This window comes from Acanthopleuribacter pedis (assembly GCF_017377855.1).
In the GTDB taxonomy this organism is placed as follows: domain Bacteria; phylum Acidobacteriota; class Holophagae; order Acanthopleuribacterales; family Acanthopleuribacteraceae; genus Acanthopleuribacter; species Acanthopleuribacter pedis.
On record NZ_JAFREP010000012.1, the window covers coordinates 52,883 to 69,677 of the forward strand.

The window sequence follows — 16,795 nt, forward strand, 5'->3', positions numbered from 1 at the left end:
AGGATTGAGGACAGGCTCACATTGTGCCACGGCCCGCGTCACCTGAAAAGCTGAATCCCATCGAGGAACCTTTCTGGTTATCCGTGGTTAAGCGTGGGGGAAAGCTGAAAATCATTGTAAATTCAGTGTTTTGGGTTGATCAGGTGGCCAGGCCGGCTCCGGTTCTTCGGGTGTCTGCCTAACCAGAAAAGATCAACCTGTGATTGATCTCACGTGCGTTCGGCCGGTTCCCCTCGTGTAATGCCATGGTTTTGCGTGGGGCACAAAAAAAGCCCGCCGAATGAGGCGGGCTTTTCGGGTTGAAATCAACCGCGGGTAACTTATGCGAGGGCGACGGGACCGTGGTTGTCGCAGTGGCCGTTGTGCTGGTGGTGCAGGTGGCCGTCTACCAAGTAGTCGACATGGTCGCCGTGAGGAACGGCTTCATGGCCGCAATCGGCGCCGTGAACGTGGTCGGCGGCGTGGGCTTCGCAAGCGTGGCCGTCGGTGCAGGCGGCGGGGTTTTCGCCGGAAACCTCAAGGGCATGCTCATCAACGTGATCGCCGTGTACGTGGTGCATGTGACCGTCGTGCAGGTAGTCAACGTGATCGCCGTGTTTGACAGCAGTGTGGCCGCAGTCAGGGCCGTGGGTGTGCGCGTGGTTCGCGTGTACCTTACATTCAGACATAACAAACCTCCGTAGAAGTGCATTTAGGCTTTTTTAAACACTTCATCAAGTGTTCAAGTGTATTCTTGATTGGTTGATAAATCCTGTCAACCCCTTCCTGTCTGTTTTTTCGCGATGGGTCTGGCTGTCGGGCGGTGTCCGGCGCGTCCGTGGTTTTGAATGTTCCTTCCCGGTTTTGAACCGTGAAACCGAAACAGGGTGAGCGTGCCTTGTCACTTGTTGCCCAAATTTTGTCCGGGGCCTTCGGAATTCGGCTTAGAATGTTTCTACCTAAGAAGCGCTGACGCGGCGATTTTGGCTAAACCTTTGGGCTGCAACGGCCTGTAAAAATGCTCAGGGCCAACGGGTGCGGACGTGCGCGACCCTGGTCCGCTTTTTCCAAACCATTTTGCTCCAGATCTTTAGCCAAATTTCCTCACGCTTATCGCGCCGCTTAGGTTTTACCCTTTGCCCGGGTACACCCCAATCCTTTCGTAACCTAGAGACAATCCCCATGCTGTTAATTAGTTTATTGCCCTTGTTTGCCGCCCCTCTTTTGCACATCCTTTGCCAACGCAACACCACGCTTGCCAAGACGATGGACGGTTTCATCTTCATGGCCATCGGTGGCTTAATCCTGATGGATATCCTTCCCGCCGTGGTTTACGCCGGTGGCTGGTGGACCTTGCCCCTCCTTCTTCTCGGCTTTTTGGTGCCGACCCTTTCCGAGCGGGTTTGGCACAATGTGCGCGGCGTTCACCGCGCCGCTTTGGTATTTGGTTTGGTGGGTTTGTTTATCCACGCCGTTACCGACGGTGCCGCTTTGGTTCACACCGGTGGGGGCGATCATGGACACGGGCATCATCACGACCACGAAAGCCTGCTTTCTCTGGGTGTCCTTTTGCATCGAATTCCTATCGGACTGACCATTTGGTATTTTGTGCGGCCGCAGTTCGGCCGCATCGCCGCCTGGGGCGTTTTGTGTTTGATCGCATTGGGCACCTTCGTTGGTTATCACCAAGCGGAGGCGTTGCTGGCGCCACTGAGTACCGCCGGCATGGCTTATTTCCAAGCATTTGTGGTGGGCTCCCTCCTCCATATTTTGTTCCACCGACCCCACGCCGATGGGGAATCCTGCGATCACCATCACGGCAAAAGCAATTGGGCCGAGGGTTTTGGCAACCTCTTGGGCGTTCTTTTTGTTGCCCAGTTTTCCCACCAACATCATCTGTCCGAAACCGCCTGGTTTGACGAAATGACCCACGCGCTGCTGGACCTCACCCTGGAAAGCGCACCGGCGCTGGTGCTGGCTTACGTGCTGGCCGGGTTGGCCACCTCGTTTGTGCCCAAGTCCTACGCCCAATGGATGGGGCGTGGTCGTCCGCTGATGCAGTCCTTCCGCGGGATGGTCGTCGGCTTGCCGTTGCCGGTGTGTTCCTGTGGGGTGGTCCCGCTTTACCACACCCTCGTGCGCAAAGGCGCACCGCCCACCGCCGCCATGGCCTTTTTGATTGCCACACCCGAGCTGGGCATTGATGCGGTGCTGATTTCGCTTCCTCTGCTGGGCGAAACCATGACGGGGATTCGCATAGTCGCCGCCGCGCTGGTGGCCTTGACCGTGGGGATCTTAATCGGGCGGCTCGCCAAACCCAATGAGGAACCCTCGGCGGCCATGAATCTGGCCGAAAACCAAGACCTAACTTGGCAACAAAAGGTCAAACAGGGTTTTACCCACGGCATGGGCGAATTGGTCGATCATACCGGGCCTTGGATTCTTTTCGGCCTGTTGATTGCCGCCGCCATGCAGCCCTTCCTCGGCAACGGCATGCTCAGCCAAATCCCGGCCGGTTGGGAAGTTCCCTTGTTCGCTTTGTTGGGTATGCCCCTATATGTATGTGCTTCCGGGGCCACACCCCTCATCGCCGTGTTTTTGTTCCACGGCGTTTCGCCGGGCGCCGCGCTGGCCTTTTTAATTACCGGCCCGGCGACCAATGTCACCACCTTTGGGGTTTTGTCGCGCCTTCACGGCCCCAAAATCGCCGCGGCTTTTGGCGGAGCGACCTTCGTCATTACCGTGCTCTTGGGTTTTGCCACCAACTGGTTGGTTCCCGAGTTTGATCCCAAGCCGGTCATCGGTGAACACCACCACGGTTCACTGCTGCAAAACGGCTCCACCGCCATCCTCATTCTTATGTTCGGTTATTCCTGGCTGCGACGCGGTGCGCGCGCCTTCCTGGGCGAGCTAATCACCCAAGGCCACGACCACGACCATGATCACGACCATGGACACGGGCATGGTCATGCACACCACCATCACGGTGATTGCGGGCACGACCACGGCCATGGGCACAAACACGACCACGGACACCATCAGCATGATGACCACGGGCACGATCACAAACCCGACGATGGCCACAACCACGCCCATGATCAGGGTGATTGCGCGCACGATCACGGCGTTGGAAAAGGCCGCGGGCACCACAACAAAGAGGGGCGCTAAGGATTCTGTTTTCGCGGGCGCGGGGGGACACCCACCGCAAACAGAACCGAATATCCCCTAAAACTGGGTCTTTGGTTTGTAATTGTGGTGCCGGCTCTTTAAGATTTGTTCAGACTTAATGATTGAATTTTGCACAAAAAGGCCGAACTGTATGACGCAAGACCCCACTGACCTGCCCGACCACGATCATGACCACTCGGCCATCCGCGCCCTCGATGGTGTCAGCGACGACACCTTGGAAAAAGCCGCGCGCATTTTCCGCGCTTTGGCCGATCCATCACGCTTGAGGTTGCTGACCATCCTCTCCCAAGGTGAAGCCTGCGTTTCCGAGCTGGCGGACAAGGACCAGCTTTCAACCGTATCGCAACGGCTGCGTACCCTGCGCGCCGAAAACCTGGTCACGCGCCGTCGCAACGGCAAGCACCTGATCTACAGCCTGTCCGACGACCACGTGCTCGACATGATCCGAAATGCACTGGCCCACGCCGGCGAACCCCACGAATAACCAAAACGCCCGCAAACCTCAGTTGCTGCGACCCCGTTTACCGATTTCCTATGGGTTAGGGTGGTCGGTCGAGATGTTTTGTCCGGTTTGGCTGTTTGTCGCGCTATGGTTCAGCAGACAAAGGGGTTAGAAAAAAATAACTGTCGGGTTTTTTCAACCGGTTTTCTCTAACGAACCATTTCCTTGCCTTGTTTGAAAGGCTCGTGGTTTTTTAATTAAGTTTATTTAAACAAAAGGTTTAGGTGGTCTTGTTGGAGTTGGCCCGGGGTTTGCCTTAGAGAAGGGCGTACAGTGATTCCGGTGTTTTCCCGACAGCGCACCATGCGTTTGTCGTGTCCCGATTGCCGCTTCGTCTTGAATGCCACGGTTGTTTTCCCACCTGGTGTTTTTACCGCCTGGCGGCAAAGGGTTGGGTTGAGCCTTGAGATGTGGTGTCCTTAGGAAACCACATCTTAGGCTCGCCTTTTTTTTATCCCCATTGATATTTCGCGCCATTGTTCCGATGAAGGTTTTGACGATCATCGCCCCTAACCGCCGACCTTGAGAACCGGACCTCAGTACTGGGTCGCCGGCGTGTCGGGGTGACTCCTGTCGTCACAGCCGCCTTGGGACAGGGTGCGGAATTGTGATCCACAAGGGAGGTTTCACATGAAAATTCGATTTCTGATGATTGTGCTTAGTTTAATGGTCCTTGTTCCCGCGGGCACCGCCCAGGTCCGCGAAACCTTCGCCAACGATGCCTACCGCGGCAAAACCGACGCCAATGTGATCATTGTGCGCGGGCGTGGTGAGGTGAAGGCTGTTCCCGACATCGCCACCTTCAACGTGGGTGTCGAAACCGAAGACGCCAACGCCTCGGTCGCAATTTCTACCAACGCGATTCGAGCCAACCAAATCCATTCGGTTTTAACGAGCAACGGCATTGCCGCGGAAGACATTCGTACCTCGGAATACAACGTTTATCCCGTATATAACAACGGTTCGAGCAGCATCCGCGGCTACCGTGTCAACAACACCATTGCCGTGGTGGTGCGCGATGTTTCTGCACTTGGACAACTCTTGGATACGTTAATTAGTTCCGGTGCGAACCGTTTTTATGGTATTAATTTTGCGGTATCCAACGCCAACCAGCTACGCGAACAAGCGATGGCTGAAGCGGTCGTCGATGCGCGCGCCCAAGCCACGTTGCTGGCGCAGGCCGCCGGGGTCACCCTCGGGCAGGTCCGAGCCATCGAACCGCAAACAACCCATTACCCAAGTTTTGATCGTAATGAATCCTCCTCGTTTGACAGCAGTACGCCGATTGCGACCGGTTCCAACACGATCATTGCCGACGTAGCCGTCATTTTTGAAATACAGTAGGGCCGCCGTTTAAGGGCCGGTGACCCTAGTGTGGTCTCGTGGAAACGAGGCCGCGAACCAGTGGGACCACTTTGAGCGGTTGTCCCACGGGTCGGAACCTCTGATTGATGCGAAAGCGGCGTTTGCCAGAGCGCCGTCAAGGGATCGCGTCAATCACACCAGCAAGGTTCCGTCGCACGGAGCCAAACGCGCGCGGACTAGGTGTTGTGCAACGAGCGCCGTTTGGTGGACGTGTCCACTGCGCATATTTCATGGAATGCGCAAATCTCCTCGACCCCGCCGGATTTCGGCGGGGTTTTTTTTCGATCTGTTTTGAAACGGTTCTAGTTAAGTGTTTATGTTTTAAATGGTTTTGTTGGTTTTTCTATGGTTCTTTTTATCTTGATTGGGCGACGATCTGCTACTTTGAAGGGGTGATACGGAAGAGTTAATTCATCAAGTCTTCAATGGATTACTTGTGCATGTTTGTTGTTGAAGGGCTTGTTTGACAAGATGCCGATAGCTAGCCCACATTTCTCACAAGGATTCGTCGCGAGAAGCTGAAAGCCTTGTGAATACAAAGATTACGACCAAGCCACGGCGCAAGGGTCCGACCATTCGCGGGGCCGACCTTTCGGCGTAGCAGCTGAGGCGAAGGCGGCTGGACCGAGCAATGCGGATGGCCGCCCCGCGGAAGGCCGCCCCCTCGTAATCGCATGGCTTGCCCCGTAGCAGAATTCCTTGTGAGAAATGCGGGCTAGTTCAGCGTGGTTGTTTCACTTGGGTGCTGCTTTGTTGTTGCAGCCATTGGATCAGGGCTTCGCGGCGGCCGATATCGACAGGGTGGGCGTCGTTGAGTAAGGTGGCGAAGGGTGGGCTGTGCTGCCGGCGGTTGGTGGCCGTGACGATGCGATAAAAACGCTTGCCGACGGTTGTTCCCGCTTTGAAGTGGATCTTGGCTTCGGTTTCCCGGCTGAGCCGGGCGAGTTGTTCGGCATCAACAAGGGTGGTGAACAAGCGGTCTTCGCCCGGAAGTACGACAAGGAGATGGGCCGGGGTAATGTTGCCCGCGGGGAGGCCTGCCGCGATTTCGCCCGGGTGGAATAAGGCGGCTTCGGCCTCGGGGGCCGCCTGGAGCCATGCGGCGGCGACCCAATCCTGCAAGATGGGGTTCGCGGCGTCCAAGCCGTGTTGGGCCTGTCCGATGGTGCGGAACAGTTCGGCGTCCGCCTCGCGGCGTTTTTGTGTGACCAGTGCCGCCACGGTTGGATCGGTCAAACCCGATTGATTGGCGACCAGTTCCGCTTCGACGTGGGTTATCTCGCCGTGTACGCGGTCGACGCGCAGATCGATGCGGGCGTAATGGCGCATGAACCCGCCCGCTTCAATAATCGGCACCCCCGCCACCACCTCGTTGCGCAGGTGGTTGCAATGACCCCCCGCGACCAAGGCGATGTCCAGTGCCGCGAAGGTTTCGGCCATGGGACCCAATTGGTCCGCGCACATGTGGGCGATCACGATCACGATCTCGGCACCGTGACGACGCACCCTCGGCACCACGTCGCGTAGGGCGGTTTCGCTGTCCGCAAAGTCGAGTCCGCGCAGGCGCAACGGATGGGCCAATTGCTCTGTTTCACGGGTCGTGAGGCCGACAATACCGACTTGAACGCCGTTGACGGGCCGGATGGTGAAAGGCTGGATGAACGACGGCTGTAAGCCGTTGGGTAAGGTGACATTGGCGGAGAGCAGCGGAAAGGCCGCCTCTTCAGCGCGACGTTGCAAGGCGGGGAAGCCGAAATCCAGTTCGTGGTTGCCCAGCGCGGCGGCGTGGTAACCCATGGCATTCATGATTTCGGTCATGGCGGCGCCGCGGCTCCAGTTGGATTGCGCCGGGCCGGTCCACATATCGCCGCCGGAGAGAATCAGGAAGGGGCCGTCGGCGTGGTAACCCTCGCGTTCGCGCCACATGGCGGCGAGTCCGGCCGCGCCGTCGCCGTGTTCGTCCGCGAACATAAACCCGTGTTCGTCGTTGGTGAATAGGATGGTGAGATCGCGTACGTCGCCCGTTTCCGCGCTGCCGGCCGGCAGCGCAAGGGTGGTTAACGCAATGGGGGCACGACCGGTCTGCATTGGGAACGCCAGCCCCGTGACCAGCAAAGGTTGGTCGGCCTGAATGATCCAATAATCGCCTGTCCCCAGGCCCTCCGGCCCATGGGAAAGCACCGCCAGGTGTTTGTGGTTCGGCGCGAGGTTCGTCACCAGGGTCGTTTGGGCGACTGGGGTACCGTCGGCACGGAAATGGGTACTGGTGATGTTTGTGGGGACTGTTCCGCCGTTAATGCAAGCCAGCCCGTGGATGGCGTCGGGGTGGTAGCTGAAGATCTGCCGGCGTGCGGCGGGCGTGTTGGTGGGAATGCGTGTGACCGAACCGTCGGCACCGCGGAAAGCGGCGAACCCGACGAGGCTGGGCGAAGCCTCTAGGGTGACGTGGGTTATCGGAAGGCCGCGAAACAAGGTGGCCGCGGAGGTGGTGGTCGTGTGGTTGCCGGCCAGAGTACCGCGGATGCTGCCGAGTTCGCGGCCGTCGGCGTCAAAGCCGGTGCAGCGGTAGGATTGGGGTTCTTGACCGCGGTTGACCAACAGCAGGTGGGCTGAGAAGGCACCCGAGGTCGGAAGATGGGCGATCCGCCGGGGTTCAGCCCGCGCGGCGAAACAGGTTAATCCAATTAAAAACCAAAGCTTCCAATGCATAGACAACTCGCGGCGGGTGATGAAAGGGGCATCAGATCACGTCCGCGTGAGCCGTTGATTTTAAATGGGTTGGTTTTGCTTGAAGAAGGGGTGAGCCGTTGATGACCTGTTTACCACTGCATCATAAAGGGGATCCGCGTTGGTGGTGGGGACTGCCTTTCCACTCAGAAAGAAGCTTGAAAAGAAACGGTTTAGGTTTCGAATAGACGGGGCGGTCCGCTCGGTTGTGTTCATGAAAAACGCCAACGGGCTAGATGAAGGCGCGCCGGACGAAAATAACAAAAAGCCGCCGGCTGCGAGAATCGATAAGGTGGAAGGGCTTGGCGTTGTAGCGGGCTTATCCGAGTAACAACTTGATTAAAAGAAAGATACCGAGGAAACACAAGATGAGCCATTTCAGATGAGGATGACGACGATTGAGCAAGTCTTGGCGATGGCGAATGGTCAACACGGAAAGCGGGGCGCTCCCTTCTCGGAAAACGTCTTGGTCGAAGTCCTTGGTTTGCAGGTCGCTGATAAGCTGACGGCTTCTAAGCAGTCCCCGCGCCTGGCAAATTTGGCTGAGAAACCCAAAAACCACGACGAGCAATTCAAAGACAAAGGCACCAAAAACCAAGGACATATCAAAGAGGAAGGGGATTTGGTGCTGCAGCTCCATGTAGCGGGTCAATAAAAAGAGGGGGATACAGAAGGTGAACGCAAACATAATATGGAGCGTCGCTGGGATTGAGCAAAGATGGGCAACCGTGATGGTTTTCCGCTTTGAGCGAAGTAGGAGGAGGAGTGCAAGCCAGGTGCAAGCAAGGGTTGCCAATGCGAGGAGAACGAGGTGCAGGGTGGGGCGACCCCAGGTGATGTTGCCCCGTGGGTCGATGGAAACGGGTTCATGGTCGGGCAGCAGGGTTAACGCCGGGATCACAATCAGTGCGGCGTTAAGCAGGAGGGGCGCCGCCAGGTATTTTGGGAAACTGGGTTCGAGTTGGGGGTTGTGGTCGTTCACGTGTGCGACGAGTTCGGCCGTTCGCTGCTCGACCAGCATGCGATGGCGAAACATCACAAATATGATTAAGATAGCCCCGCCAATCATGTTGACCCACATACCGGTTCCAATGGGCTCAATCGGGTGCGTGTTGGGCTGTCCGGCGACATAAACCATCACCGCGAGATGGGTGATGATTAAACCCGCGGCCAGGCCGATCCAGATCTTTGTCCAAAGATTGTTTGGGTTTTCCCTCGTTTCCATCGGTACCAGGAAATGGTGGCCGTCGGCATTGCAATAACCTGGCAACAACAGCCAAAATTTTTGACTGATGGAAACCAAGATATAAATGGCCAGTATTCCGTTTGTCATGGGCGCACCTCCCTCAAAATCGGCCGATAACGACATCAAACCATGTGAATAACCGATACGGCGCCGGCCGGCGTCTTGAAGGGAAAACCTTGGTCGCAAAACGATGCAGGGTTCAACCGAACATTTGGCTGAGGAACACCAGACTGAGGGTTCCGAGCAGGAGCAACCATTTGAAATGGGGGTGATGGAAATTGGCGGATTCGCCGCGGCCGAATCGCGTGACAAAGGATAAGGGATCGCTGCTTTTGTTGTAGGTACCCGCCAAAACATCCTCGGGAGAAATTGCCGCGATCAGATTGTATTGGTTCAGTGTGGTTTTTGACAGGCAAATTTGGGTAAGGAAACCCCACACCAAAAGCGGCAATTCAAAAACGAAGGCGAGGAAAAGGGTGGCCATGGTGGCGATAAAGGGGATGCTGGTTTGAAGATCGCTGTAGGCGGAAAGCGAAAGCAGGGCGATGCACACCAAGAAGCTGTGCAAGAGGTGTAGGGTCGCGGGCACCGAGCACAGGTGGGTGACGGTCAGCGTTTGCCGTTTTGAGCGAAATAACAGCAGGAGAAAACCCCAGGTTAGTGTCAGCGCGGTGATGGAAATCAGCATGTGTTGCCAGGTGGGGGCGCCCCAGGTGATTGCGCCGTTTGGGTCGATTGAAAGCGGGATGCGGTCGGGTAACACCGTGAACGCGGCGATGAGGAGGAGGGCCGCGTTAAAAATTAGCGGGGCGAACAGGCTCGGGGGGAAGCTGACTTCCAGTCGCGGGTTGAGCGCGCCTACCATGTCGGCAAGTTGTTCGTGGTTTTGGCGAAGCAACGCGCGGTGACGCCACGGCACCAAAGCAAACAGCAGGCCGCCGCCGATGAAATTAACCCATAAAGCGGTACTCAGTGGTTGGATGGGGTGAACCCCTGGCTGTCGGCCGACGAACCAAAGGATGCCGAGGTGGGCAAGGGTTAGGCCGACTGCCAGAACCACCCAAACGCTTGGCCTGCGGTCGGGCCGCGACCCGGTGGGTTGGTCGGGTACCAAAAACCGGTGGCCGTCGAAATGGATGTAACCAGGCGTGAAGAACCAGGCTTTTTGGCAGACGGAAACCAGCAAATAAATCGTCAACCAATCGTTGTGCATGGTTCGGCCTCCTCTTCGTCCTTTCGGCCGAAGAGCGAAGGGTGTCAAGCGTGGGTAGGCGGGAGAAATGACAAAAACCCCTCATCCGCCGCGGCGGTGAGGGGTTCTTTTGCATTCGTTGTGTGGCCGGCTTAGACGGGCTGGAACATTTCGGCTTCGAAGAGGCCTTCGAAGAGTACGGAGCTGAGGTAACGTTCGCCGTTGCTGGGCACGATGACGACCACGCGATGACCCATGCCGGTGCCTTTTTCCACTGCGACTTCTTGAGCGACGCGGAAGGCGGCGGCCACGTTGGCGCCGGAGCTGATGCCGGCGAAGATGCCGTGTTTGGTAGCCAATTCACGGGAGGTGGCGACGGCGTCTTCAAGGCTGGATTGCTGAACGCTGTCGATGATGTTGGTGTCGAGAATGGAAGGCACGAAACCCGCGCCGATCCCTTGAATTTTGTGTGGGCCGGGGCCACCGCCGCTGAGCACGGGCGAACCGTCGGGTTCCACGGCAACCAACTTGATGCCGGCAATTTTTTCTTTGAGGTACGCGCCGGTACCCGCGAGGGTGCCGCCGGTGCCGACGCCGACCACGAGGGCGTCGAGTTGACCATCGGTGTCGGCTTCAATTTCAGGACCGGTGGTTTCGTAGTGAATTTGTGCGTTGGCTTGGTTGTCGAATTGCAGGGTTTGGAAGCCGCCTTGCTCTTCGGCGATGTCCTTGGCTTTTGCGATGGCGCCTTTCATACCTTCCTTCCCCGGGGTCAGCACGAGTTCGGCACCGTAGCCTTTCAAAATTTTGCGGCGCTCCATGGACATGGAGTCAGGCATGGTCAGAATCAGGCGGTAACCGCGTGCGGCCGCGATCATGGCCAGGCCGATGCCGGTATTACCGCTGGTTGCTTCAACGATCAAACCGCCAGGTTCCAGGTCGCCCGAACGTTCCGCGGCGCGAATGACCCCGAGGGCGAGACGGTCTTTGACGCTGCCGCCGGGATTTTGGTATTCGAGTTTAACCACTACTTCGGCTTGTTGTTCGGTGGCGTCGGCAATTTTGACCAACGGCGTTTTTCCGATCAAGTCCACCACTGAGTTGTAAATCATAAAAGAAACCTCTCGTTGTTTTGATGAAGCTCCCCCAGCTAACATTCAAGCGCACCTTTCTATTCCTGAGAAGGGCAAACAAGGGCGGGCGGCAAAAAAAATGGGGGTCGGTTGCCGGCGCGGGGAATAAACAGCGAACGGACGGGGTGTGGTTGTGAGCAACCCCGCCGCACTGATCAGCGGCGGGGTTGTGGCCGGTTACTGTTCTTTATGGTAGGGGATCGCGCTGATTTTGCTCAGTTTCTCCCATTTGTGGTGCGATTGAACCTTGCGCCAGGTACCCGAGTGGGAGCGGATCACCAGCGAGGTGGTGGTGGCGCCGGTGCGGGTGTAATTGACACCGCCCAGGAAGGAACCGTGGGTGATGCCGGTGGCGGCGAAGAAGGTGTCCTGGTTGGAAACCAACTCGGAGTGGGTCAGTTTATGGGAGAGGTCGTAACCCGCCTCCAGGACGCGTTTGCGTTCATCGTCGGATTGAGGGGCGAGGCGGCCTTGCATTTCGCCACCGAGGCCCAGTACGGCACAGGCGGTGATAACACCCTCGGGCGTGCCGCCGATACCCATGACCGCGTCAACGCCGGTGTCGGGCAGGGCCGACATCAAGGCGGGTGCCACGTCGCCGTCACTGATCAGGCGAATGCGGGCGCCGGCTTCGCGCAACTCGCGGATTTTACCTTCGTTACGGGTACGCTCGAGCAGGACCACGGTGACTTCCTGAACGCTGATGCCCTTGGCTTTGGCGATGGCTTCCAGATTGTCTTTGACCGGTGCGTCCAGGTCGACCTTGCCGGCGGCCTCGGGGCCGACGACCAGTTTATCCATGTAAAAAGCGGGGCCGGGATTCCACATGGCGCCGCGTGGGGCGACCGCGATAACCGCGATGCTGTTGGGCAGACCTTTGGCCAGCAGATTGGTGCCTTCGACCGGATCGACGGCGACGTCGCAAGGGGCGCCGTTGCCGCTGCCGACCATTTCACCGTTGTAAAGCATGGGTGCCTCGTCTTTTTCGCCTTCACCGATGACGATCATGCCGTCCATCTCCACGGTGCCGAGCATCAAACGCATGGCGTCGACGGCGGCGCCGTCCCCGGATTCTTTTTGGCCGCGGCCCACCCAACGGGCGGCGCCCAGGGCGGCGGCTTCGGTAACCCGCAGCAGTTCAAGTCCCAAATTTCGATCTGGTTTCATAGGCATGATTCACCTTCCTCATGTAATAGCGCGCGTGGCCGGCTGACGGCGGCTCGCGCTTGGGGCGTGCAGGTCCCCACGTGCCGGCGGGTGCGGCGGCGGACCCAAAGGGCGGGTCGAGACGCCGGCGCACGGTCCGAATTTAAGGCGCTCCGGGCGAGGCGGCGGTCCGGCGGGAAAAGCCGCGTCGGGGTGCCGTGCCCGGAAGGTCGCAACCTTCGGAAATTGCTTGTGTCGCCAAAGTATACCCAATCAGGCCGGCCGTGACGATGAGAACCGCGCTAGACAGTGAGGGTGCCGGGGTTGAGGTGGGTTCCGAACGGGGAGGGCGTCGCCCCTGGGTGGCGATTCGGCTGCTGTCTGAATCGTTTGGCAATCGGGAAAACGACGAACACCAAGCCTCGATTGGTGTTCGCCGCATTTAATGCTTGTTTAACTAAATGAAAAGCTTAATTCTGCTTAGAAGGGTTGGCCGAGGTTGACGGGAATGGCGTAGCGGCCGTAGCGATCCGCGTCGGAAACGCCGAAAAACGCGTGGGCCACCAAACCGACGGCATTGTCGTCGGAGCTGATGTTGTTCCACTCGATGACCGCGTAGCCGTAATCCCAGGTGCTTTTGTGAACGGATACCAGGGCTGTTTCACCGGCTTCAATCCGCGTGTCCGAATTGGCCCAGTTGGTGTAGGTTAAATCCGTGGAACCAATCACGGTGCCGGTATTGCTGTAGAAGGTGACGGTGACCTCCAGGTCGTTGCCGGTAATGTTGGAAATGGTGATGGTGGACCGCTGCCCGTTTGAATCATAAGAGGTCCAATGGGGGACAATGGCTTTACCCGAGCCGGCTTGCAGGAAACCGGAAACCAAAAGCGCGAAAATAACGGACAATTTTTTCATGTGACAACTCCACTTTTTTCAAATCTTGCAGTCTCTGTGACCACGGGATTGAATCTAGGTTTTTGTGTTTTTGAAAAAAATAGGGCTGATTCGTTTTTGTCGTTCAGGGGAACGGGGCAGGATGGACCGCGTCTTCTGAGGTTCCGCGGGCCGGTTCCTCATGTTCCGTCGCCCCAAAATCGGCCGGTTCGCTTGCGGTTTTTCGGATTAGGACTTGTTCTAGGTGATAGCGCTAACATAAACTGGTTGTGATTTCCTTTTTAATGAACCCATCGCGCAACTTCACCCCTGTTCGCCCTGCTTATCTTGCCGGTAGCCGGGCCGGGGTGGATGGGTTGCCTCATTTGTTTGACCTTGCCGGGTTTCGGTCGGTGGATCGGGAACCGCCCGCGCCGAGTGTCCTTTCCCTCTAACCCGCATTTCTCACAAGGAATTCTGCTACGGGGCAAGCCATGCGATTACGAGGGGGCGGCCATCCGCATTACTCGGTCGAGCCGCCTTCGCCTCAGCTGCTACGCCGAGTGGTCGGACCCCTGTGTCGTCTCTTGGTCGTAATCTTCGTACTCACAAGGCTTTCAGCTTCTCGCGACGAATCCTTGTGAGAAATGCGGGCTAAACCAAGCCGACCACGGGGGTCGGCGCGTTTCGGAACACGCGCCTGCCGCTGCCGCTCGTGTGTGGTTTGGTCGCTGTTTCGCCGGTCCTTTGCGACTTGGTCCGGCGCACCTTGGGTTTCATTTTCCGATTGGGGTTTCTTGCCGCCGTTTTGACCGGGAGCCGTCCGCCCGGCCGAACGGACCGCCCCAAGCTGCCGTTTCCCCCCACGGACGTTTCAATCTTTGCTTGCCGTAAAATGAGGAATCGACCATGAGAAACATCACGCCCGCTCCCGCGCGGGAAGGCTACCGCTTTGTCCGGCGCCTCCTGCCCTTTGCCTGTTTTTACCTGCTGCTGACAACCACCGCCCTCGCTCAATACGGGATTCGCGCCACCGGACCCGACTCCGGCATCCTTTATTTTGAAGACCAGGGCTGGACCGGCTCCTGGAACTACCTTTGCCTCGGTGATAACTGTGTGTTCGGCAAAAAAGTGGACGGCTTTTTCGAACGTGCCGTCAACAACCTGCAACCCGGAATGACGTACCAAATTCAAATCAAAGTGCAAGACAACGCGACCGGCCAATACATTTCGCCTATGCACAGCGTTGTTTTTTCCGACGACGGCGGTGGGAACCAGGCCCCAAGCGTCCAGATCCAATTACAACAACCCCTGCCCGCCGCCGGTGAGGCACTCGCCGTGGCGGTGGACGCGGCCGATGCCGACGGTTTGGTGGCCGAGGTTCGTTTGGTGATGACCGAACCCGATGGTCGCGAGGTCAGCCTGCCCACCCGCACCGCGCCACCCTATACCTGGGTGATCCGAGAAACCACGGCCGGGACGTACCAGTTTCGCGCCACCGCCGTCGATAACGAGGAAGCAAGCGCCGAGGACGCCGCCGCGGCCACGCTCAACGCGCCCGGCAACCAGCCGCCCAGGGTGCGTTTGGTTTCCCTGGATGGCGCATTTGAGGTCAACGGGGAAGTGGTGTTGACGGTTGACGCTTCAGACGCGGACGGTTTGGTCACACGCATCGAACTTTTTGTTCGTGAGCCTGGCAAAGACGAGGTTTCCGCCGGTTTCCTGAGCCAAGCCCCCTACAGCTGGACGCTTGGCCCATTGGTCGCCGGTCGCACCGATTGGCGCGTGGCCGCGACCGACGACCTCGGCGGGCAAGGTACGCTGAGCGACAGCTTTACCGTTGAAGGGGACACCTCCGGCGGCGACCTGTTCGGCGTGGCCGCGGTTGGTGCCGACAGCGCCGTGATTTGGTTTGCCGCGCAACCCGAATGGCCGACTCAGGGCACCTTCTACAACTGCAAAAATTTGGAACAAGATTGTTACCCCGCCGCGTTGCGCAACGGTCGTTGGGAACGGCTGCACGGCAACCTTCAAACCGGCGCGACCTACACCGCCCAACTCAAAATCCCCGGCTACGCGGCCGAGGCCTTCCCGCAATACAGCTACACCTGGACCGGGGATGATACAGGAGGCAACACCGGCGGTGACTCTGGCGGCGACTCCGGCGGCGACTCCGGCGACGGCGGTGACTCTGGTGACGGTGGTGACGGAGATCCCAATTTCGCCCACCTCGACTGGACCGCCAACTCGCTGACCGGTGGCCGCGTCGGCCCCACGCCGCGACCCAATCCGCCCACGGCGCTGCGTACCCCGATGAGCGGTGCATCCCCCACGGAATACGGGTTCGCCTTCGACCTGGAAGGCAATCAGTTAACCTGGCGCTGGGGACCGGGCATCCAAAAAGCCGAGGGTGATGCGAGCCTGGAAATGGTCGTTTCCACCGACAACAACATGACCTTTCAGCGCGTTCCAGTTACCGGGGGCCGCGCAACCGTACCGGTTTCCGGTGAGTTCACCTACTTCTTCCGTTACCAACACGTGACCCATTCGCTGAACAACAATCCGGCCCACCGCTGGATCTACACCGGTTTGTTCACCACCGCCGGCGCCAAGGTCGACGTCACCAATTACCCCGCCTTCACCGACGGCTCCGCGAACTGGATGCGCTTCCGCCACCCCGTTTCTCACGACGGCACCACCGCCGCCGTGCTCGACGCGCAACACAACAACGACTTGCTGCGCAACCTCGACCGCTACAACATCTGGGTCGACGATTTGCCTGGCAATGTGCAGCTTGGCTTCGATATCGACGGCAGCGTGTTGCGGGTTGAATCCATGCGAAACACCGCCGGCGGTCCCAACGGTCAGCAGTTTTTTGCCGTCACCCAGAATCCCGGTTTCGGCAATGCCTTCAGCTACGGTCAGGTGATCCAGTTTGAGGTCACCGCCATTGCCGGCAAAACCGGGGCGCAAACCTACAACGACTTCTCTTATTACACCGTTGGTTTGGGTTGGGGGAACTACGGCGATCCCCGACTCAATCCCGCCGGCAAAGCCTCGACCACCATGGTCCTGTCCGACAACGGCACCTATTCAAACCTGGAATACAACGCGATTTTCACCCAGCCCTTCACCACCATCCACACCGAGGATCAGGTCGACGATTTCATCCTCGGTCACCATTTGTTCCACGGCATCGATCCCAACCAACAGGGTTCCACAACCTTCGATGCCGTAAAAATGTAAGCCTACCAACGAGCAGGCAAAAACGCGCCCTCGCTTCGGTTAAGCTAGAACCACGAGCCAACGCTAGATTAGGTTGAAGGTCTCGTGCTCATTGGCAAATGCATAGGGAAGCTGAAAGCCGCGGCCGTTGCGGATTCGCATAATCGTTTCCGACAGATACTTCTTCGGGTCGACACCGCATAAAGTGCAGGATACGC

The 16,795-nt window shown here is 58.1% G+C and carries 12 protein-coding genes; 5 read left to right on the forward strand and 7 right to left on the reverse strand.

What is annotated here, in order from left to right:
* Positions 1-320: 320 nt before the first annotated feature.
* Positions 321-668, reverse strand: coding sequence for a hypothetical protein (locus J3U88_RS13690; protein ID WP_207859413.1), 348 nt, complete (start codon positions 666-668; stop codon positions 321-323).
* A 493-nt stretch (positions 669-1,161) separates the two neighbouring features.
* Between J3U88_RS13690 and J3U88_RS13695 the strand changes: the two genes are divergently transcribed.
* The 3 genes from J3U88_RS13695 (at position 1,162) to J3U88_RS13705 (ending at position 5,014) form a co-directional block, all read left to right on the forward strand.
* On the forward strand, positions 1,162-3,147 hold the full coding sequence (locus tag J3U88_RS13695) for a permease (RefSeq protein WP_207859415.1): 1,986 nt from the start codon (positions 1,162-1,164) through the stop codon (positions 3,145-3,147).
* A gap of 151 nt (positions 3,148-3,298) precedes the next feature.
* A complete protein-coding gene (locus J3U88_RS13700; RefSeq protein ID WP_207859417.1) occupies positions 3,299-3,652 on the forward strand; it encodes an ArsR/SmtB family transcription factor in 354 nt (117 codons plus the stop codon).
* Between the two features lie 648 nt (positions 3,653-4,300).
* Positions 4,301-5,014, forward strand: coding sequence for an SIMPL domain-containing protein (locus tag J3U88_RS13705; RefSeq protein ID WP_207859419.1), 714 nt, complete (start codon positions 4,301-4,303; stop codon positions 5,012-5,014).
* A 741-nt stretch (positions 5,015-5,755) separates the two neighbouring features.
* On the opposite strand, the gene J3U88_RS13710 is transcribed toward J3U88_RS13705, so the two are convergent.
* The 5 genes from J3U88_RS13710 to glpX all read right to left on the reverse strand — a co-directional run bounded on the left by J3U88_RS13710 (position 5,756) and on the right by glpX (position 12,506).
* On the reverse strand, positions 5,756-7,744 hold the full coding sequence (locus J3U88_RS13710; RefSeq protein WP_207859421.1) for a bifunctional metallophosphatase/5'-nucleotidase: 1,989 nt from the start codon (positions 7,742-7,744) through the stop codon (positions 5,756-5,758).
* 337 nt (positions 7,745-8,081) lie between these two features.
* Entirely contained in the window at positions 8,082-9,095 is a 1,014-nt protein-coding gene (locus J3U88_RS13715) for a hypothetical protein (RefSeq protein WP_207859423.1), read from the reverse strand.
* A gap of 112 nt (positions 9,096-9,207) precedes the next feature.
* The gene (locus J3U88_RS13720) at positions 9,208-10,221 is read right to left on the reverse strand and encodes a hypothetical protein (RefSeq protein ID WP_207859425.1); all 1,014 of its coding nucleotides are present in this window, start codon (positions 10,219-10,221) and stop codon (positions 9,208-9,210) included.
* Positions 10,222-10,352: 131 nt separating this feature from the next.
* Entirely contained in the window at positions 10,353-11,312 is a 960-nt protein-coding gene (gene cysK / locus J3U88_RS13725; RefSeq protein WP_207859427.1) for a cysteine synthase A, read from the reverse strand.
* 198 nt (positions 11,313-11,510) lie between these two features.
* Positions 11,511-12,506 carry a class II fructose-bisphosphatase gene (gene glpX, locus J3U88_RS13730; protein ID WP_279382534.1) on the reverse strand — a complete coding sequence of 332 codons (996 nt, stop codon included), beginning with the start codon at positions 12,504-12,506 and terminating at the stop codon, positions 11,511-11,513.
* Between the two features lie 263 nt (positions 12,507-12,769).
* Here glpX and J3U88_RS13735 point away from each other — a divergent pair, with 263 nt between their 5' ends.
* Complete coding sequence (locus tag J3U88_RS13735; protein WP_207859429.1) at positions 12,770-12,925, forward strand: hypothetical protein; 156 nt, start codon at positions 12,770-12,772, stop codon at positions 12,923-12,925.
* Positions 12,926-12,959: 34 nt separating this feature from the next.
* Here the strand turns inward: J3U88_RS13735 and J3U88_RS13740 are convergent, their stop codons facing one another.
* Positions 12,960-13,394, reverse strand: coding sequence for a hypothetical protein (locus J3U88_RS13740; protein WP_207859431.1), 435 nt, complete (start codon positions 13,392-13,394; stop codon positions 12,960-12,962).
* A gap of 867 nt (positions 13,395-14,261) precedes the next feature.
* On the opposite strand from J3U88_RS13740, the gene J3U88_RS13745 reads away from it, so the two are divergent.
* Positions 14,262-16,598, forward strand: a complete 2,337-nt coding sequence (locus J3U88_RS13745) for a family 31 carbohydrate-binding protein (protein ID WP_207859433.1) — start codon at positions 14,262-14,264, stop codon at positions 16,596-16,598.
* The last annotated feature ends 197 nt before the right edge of the window (positions 16,599-16,795 follow it).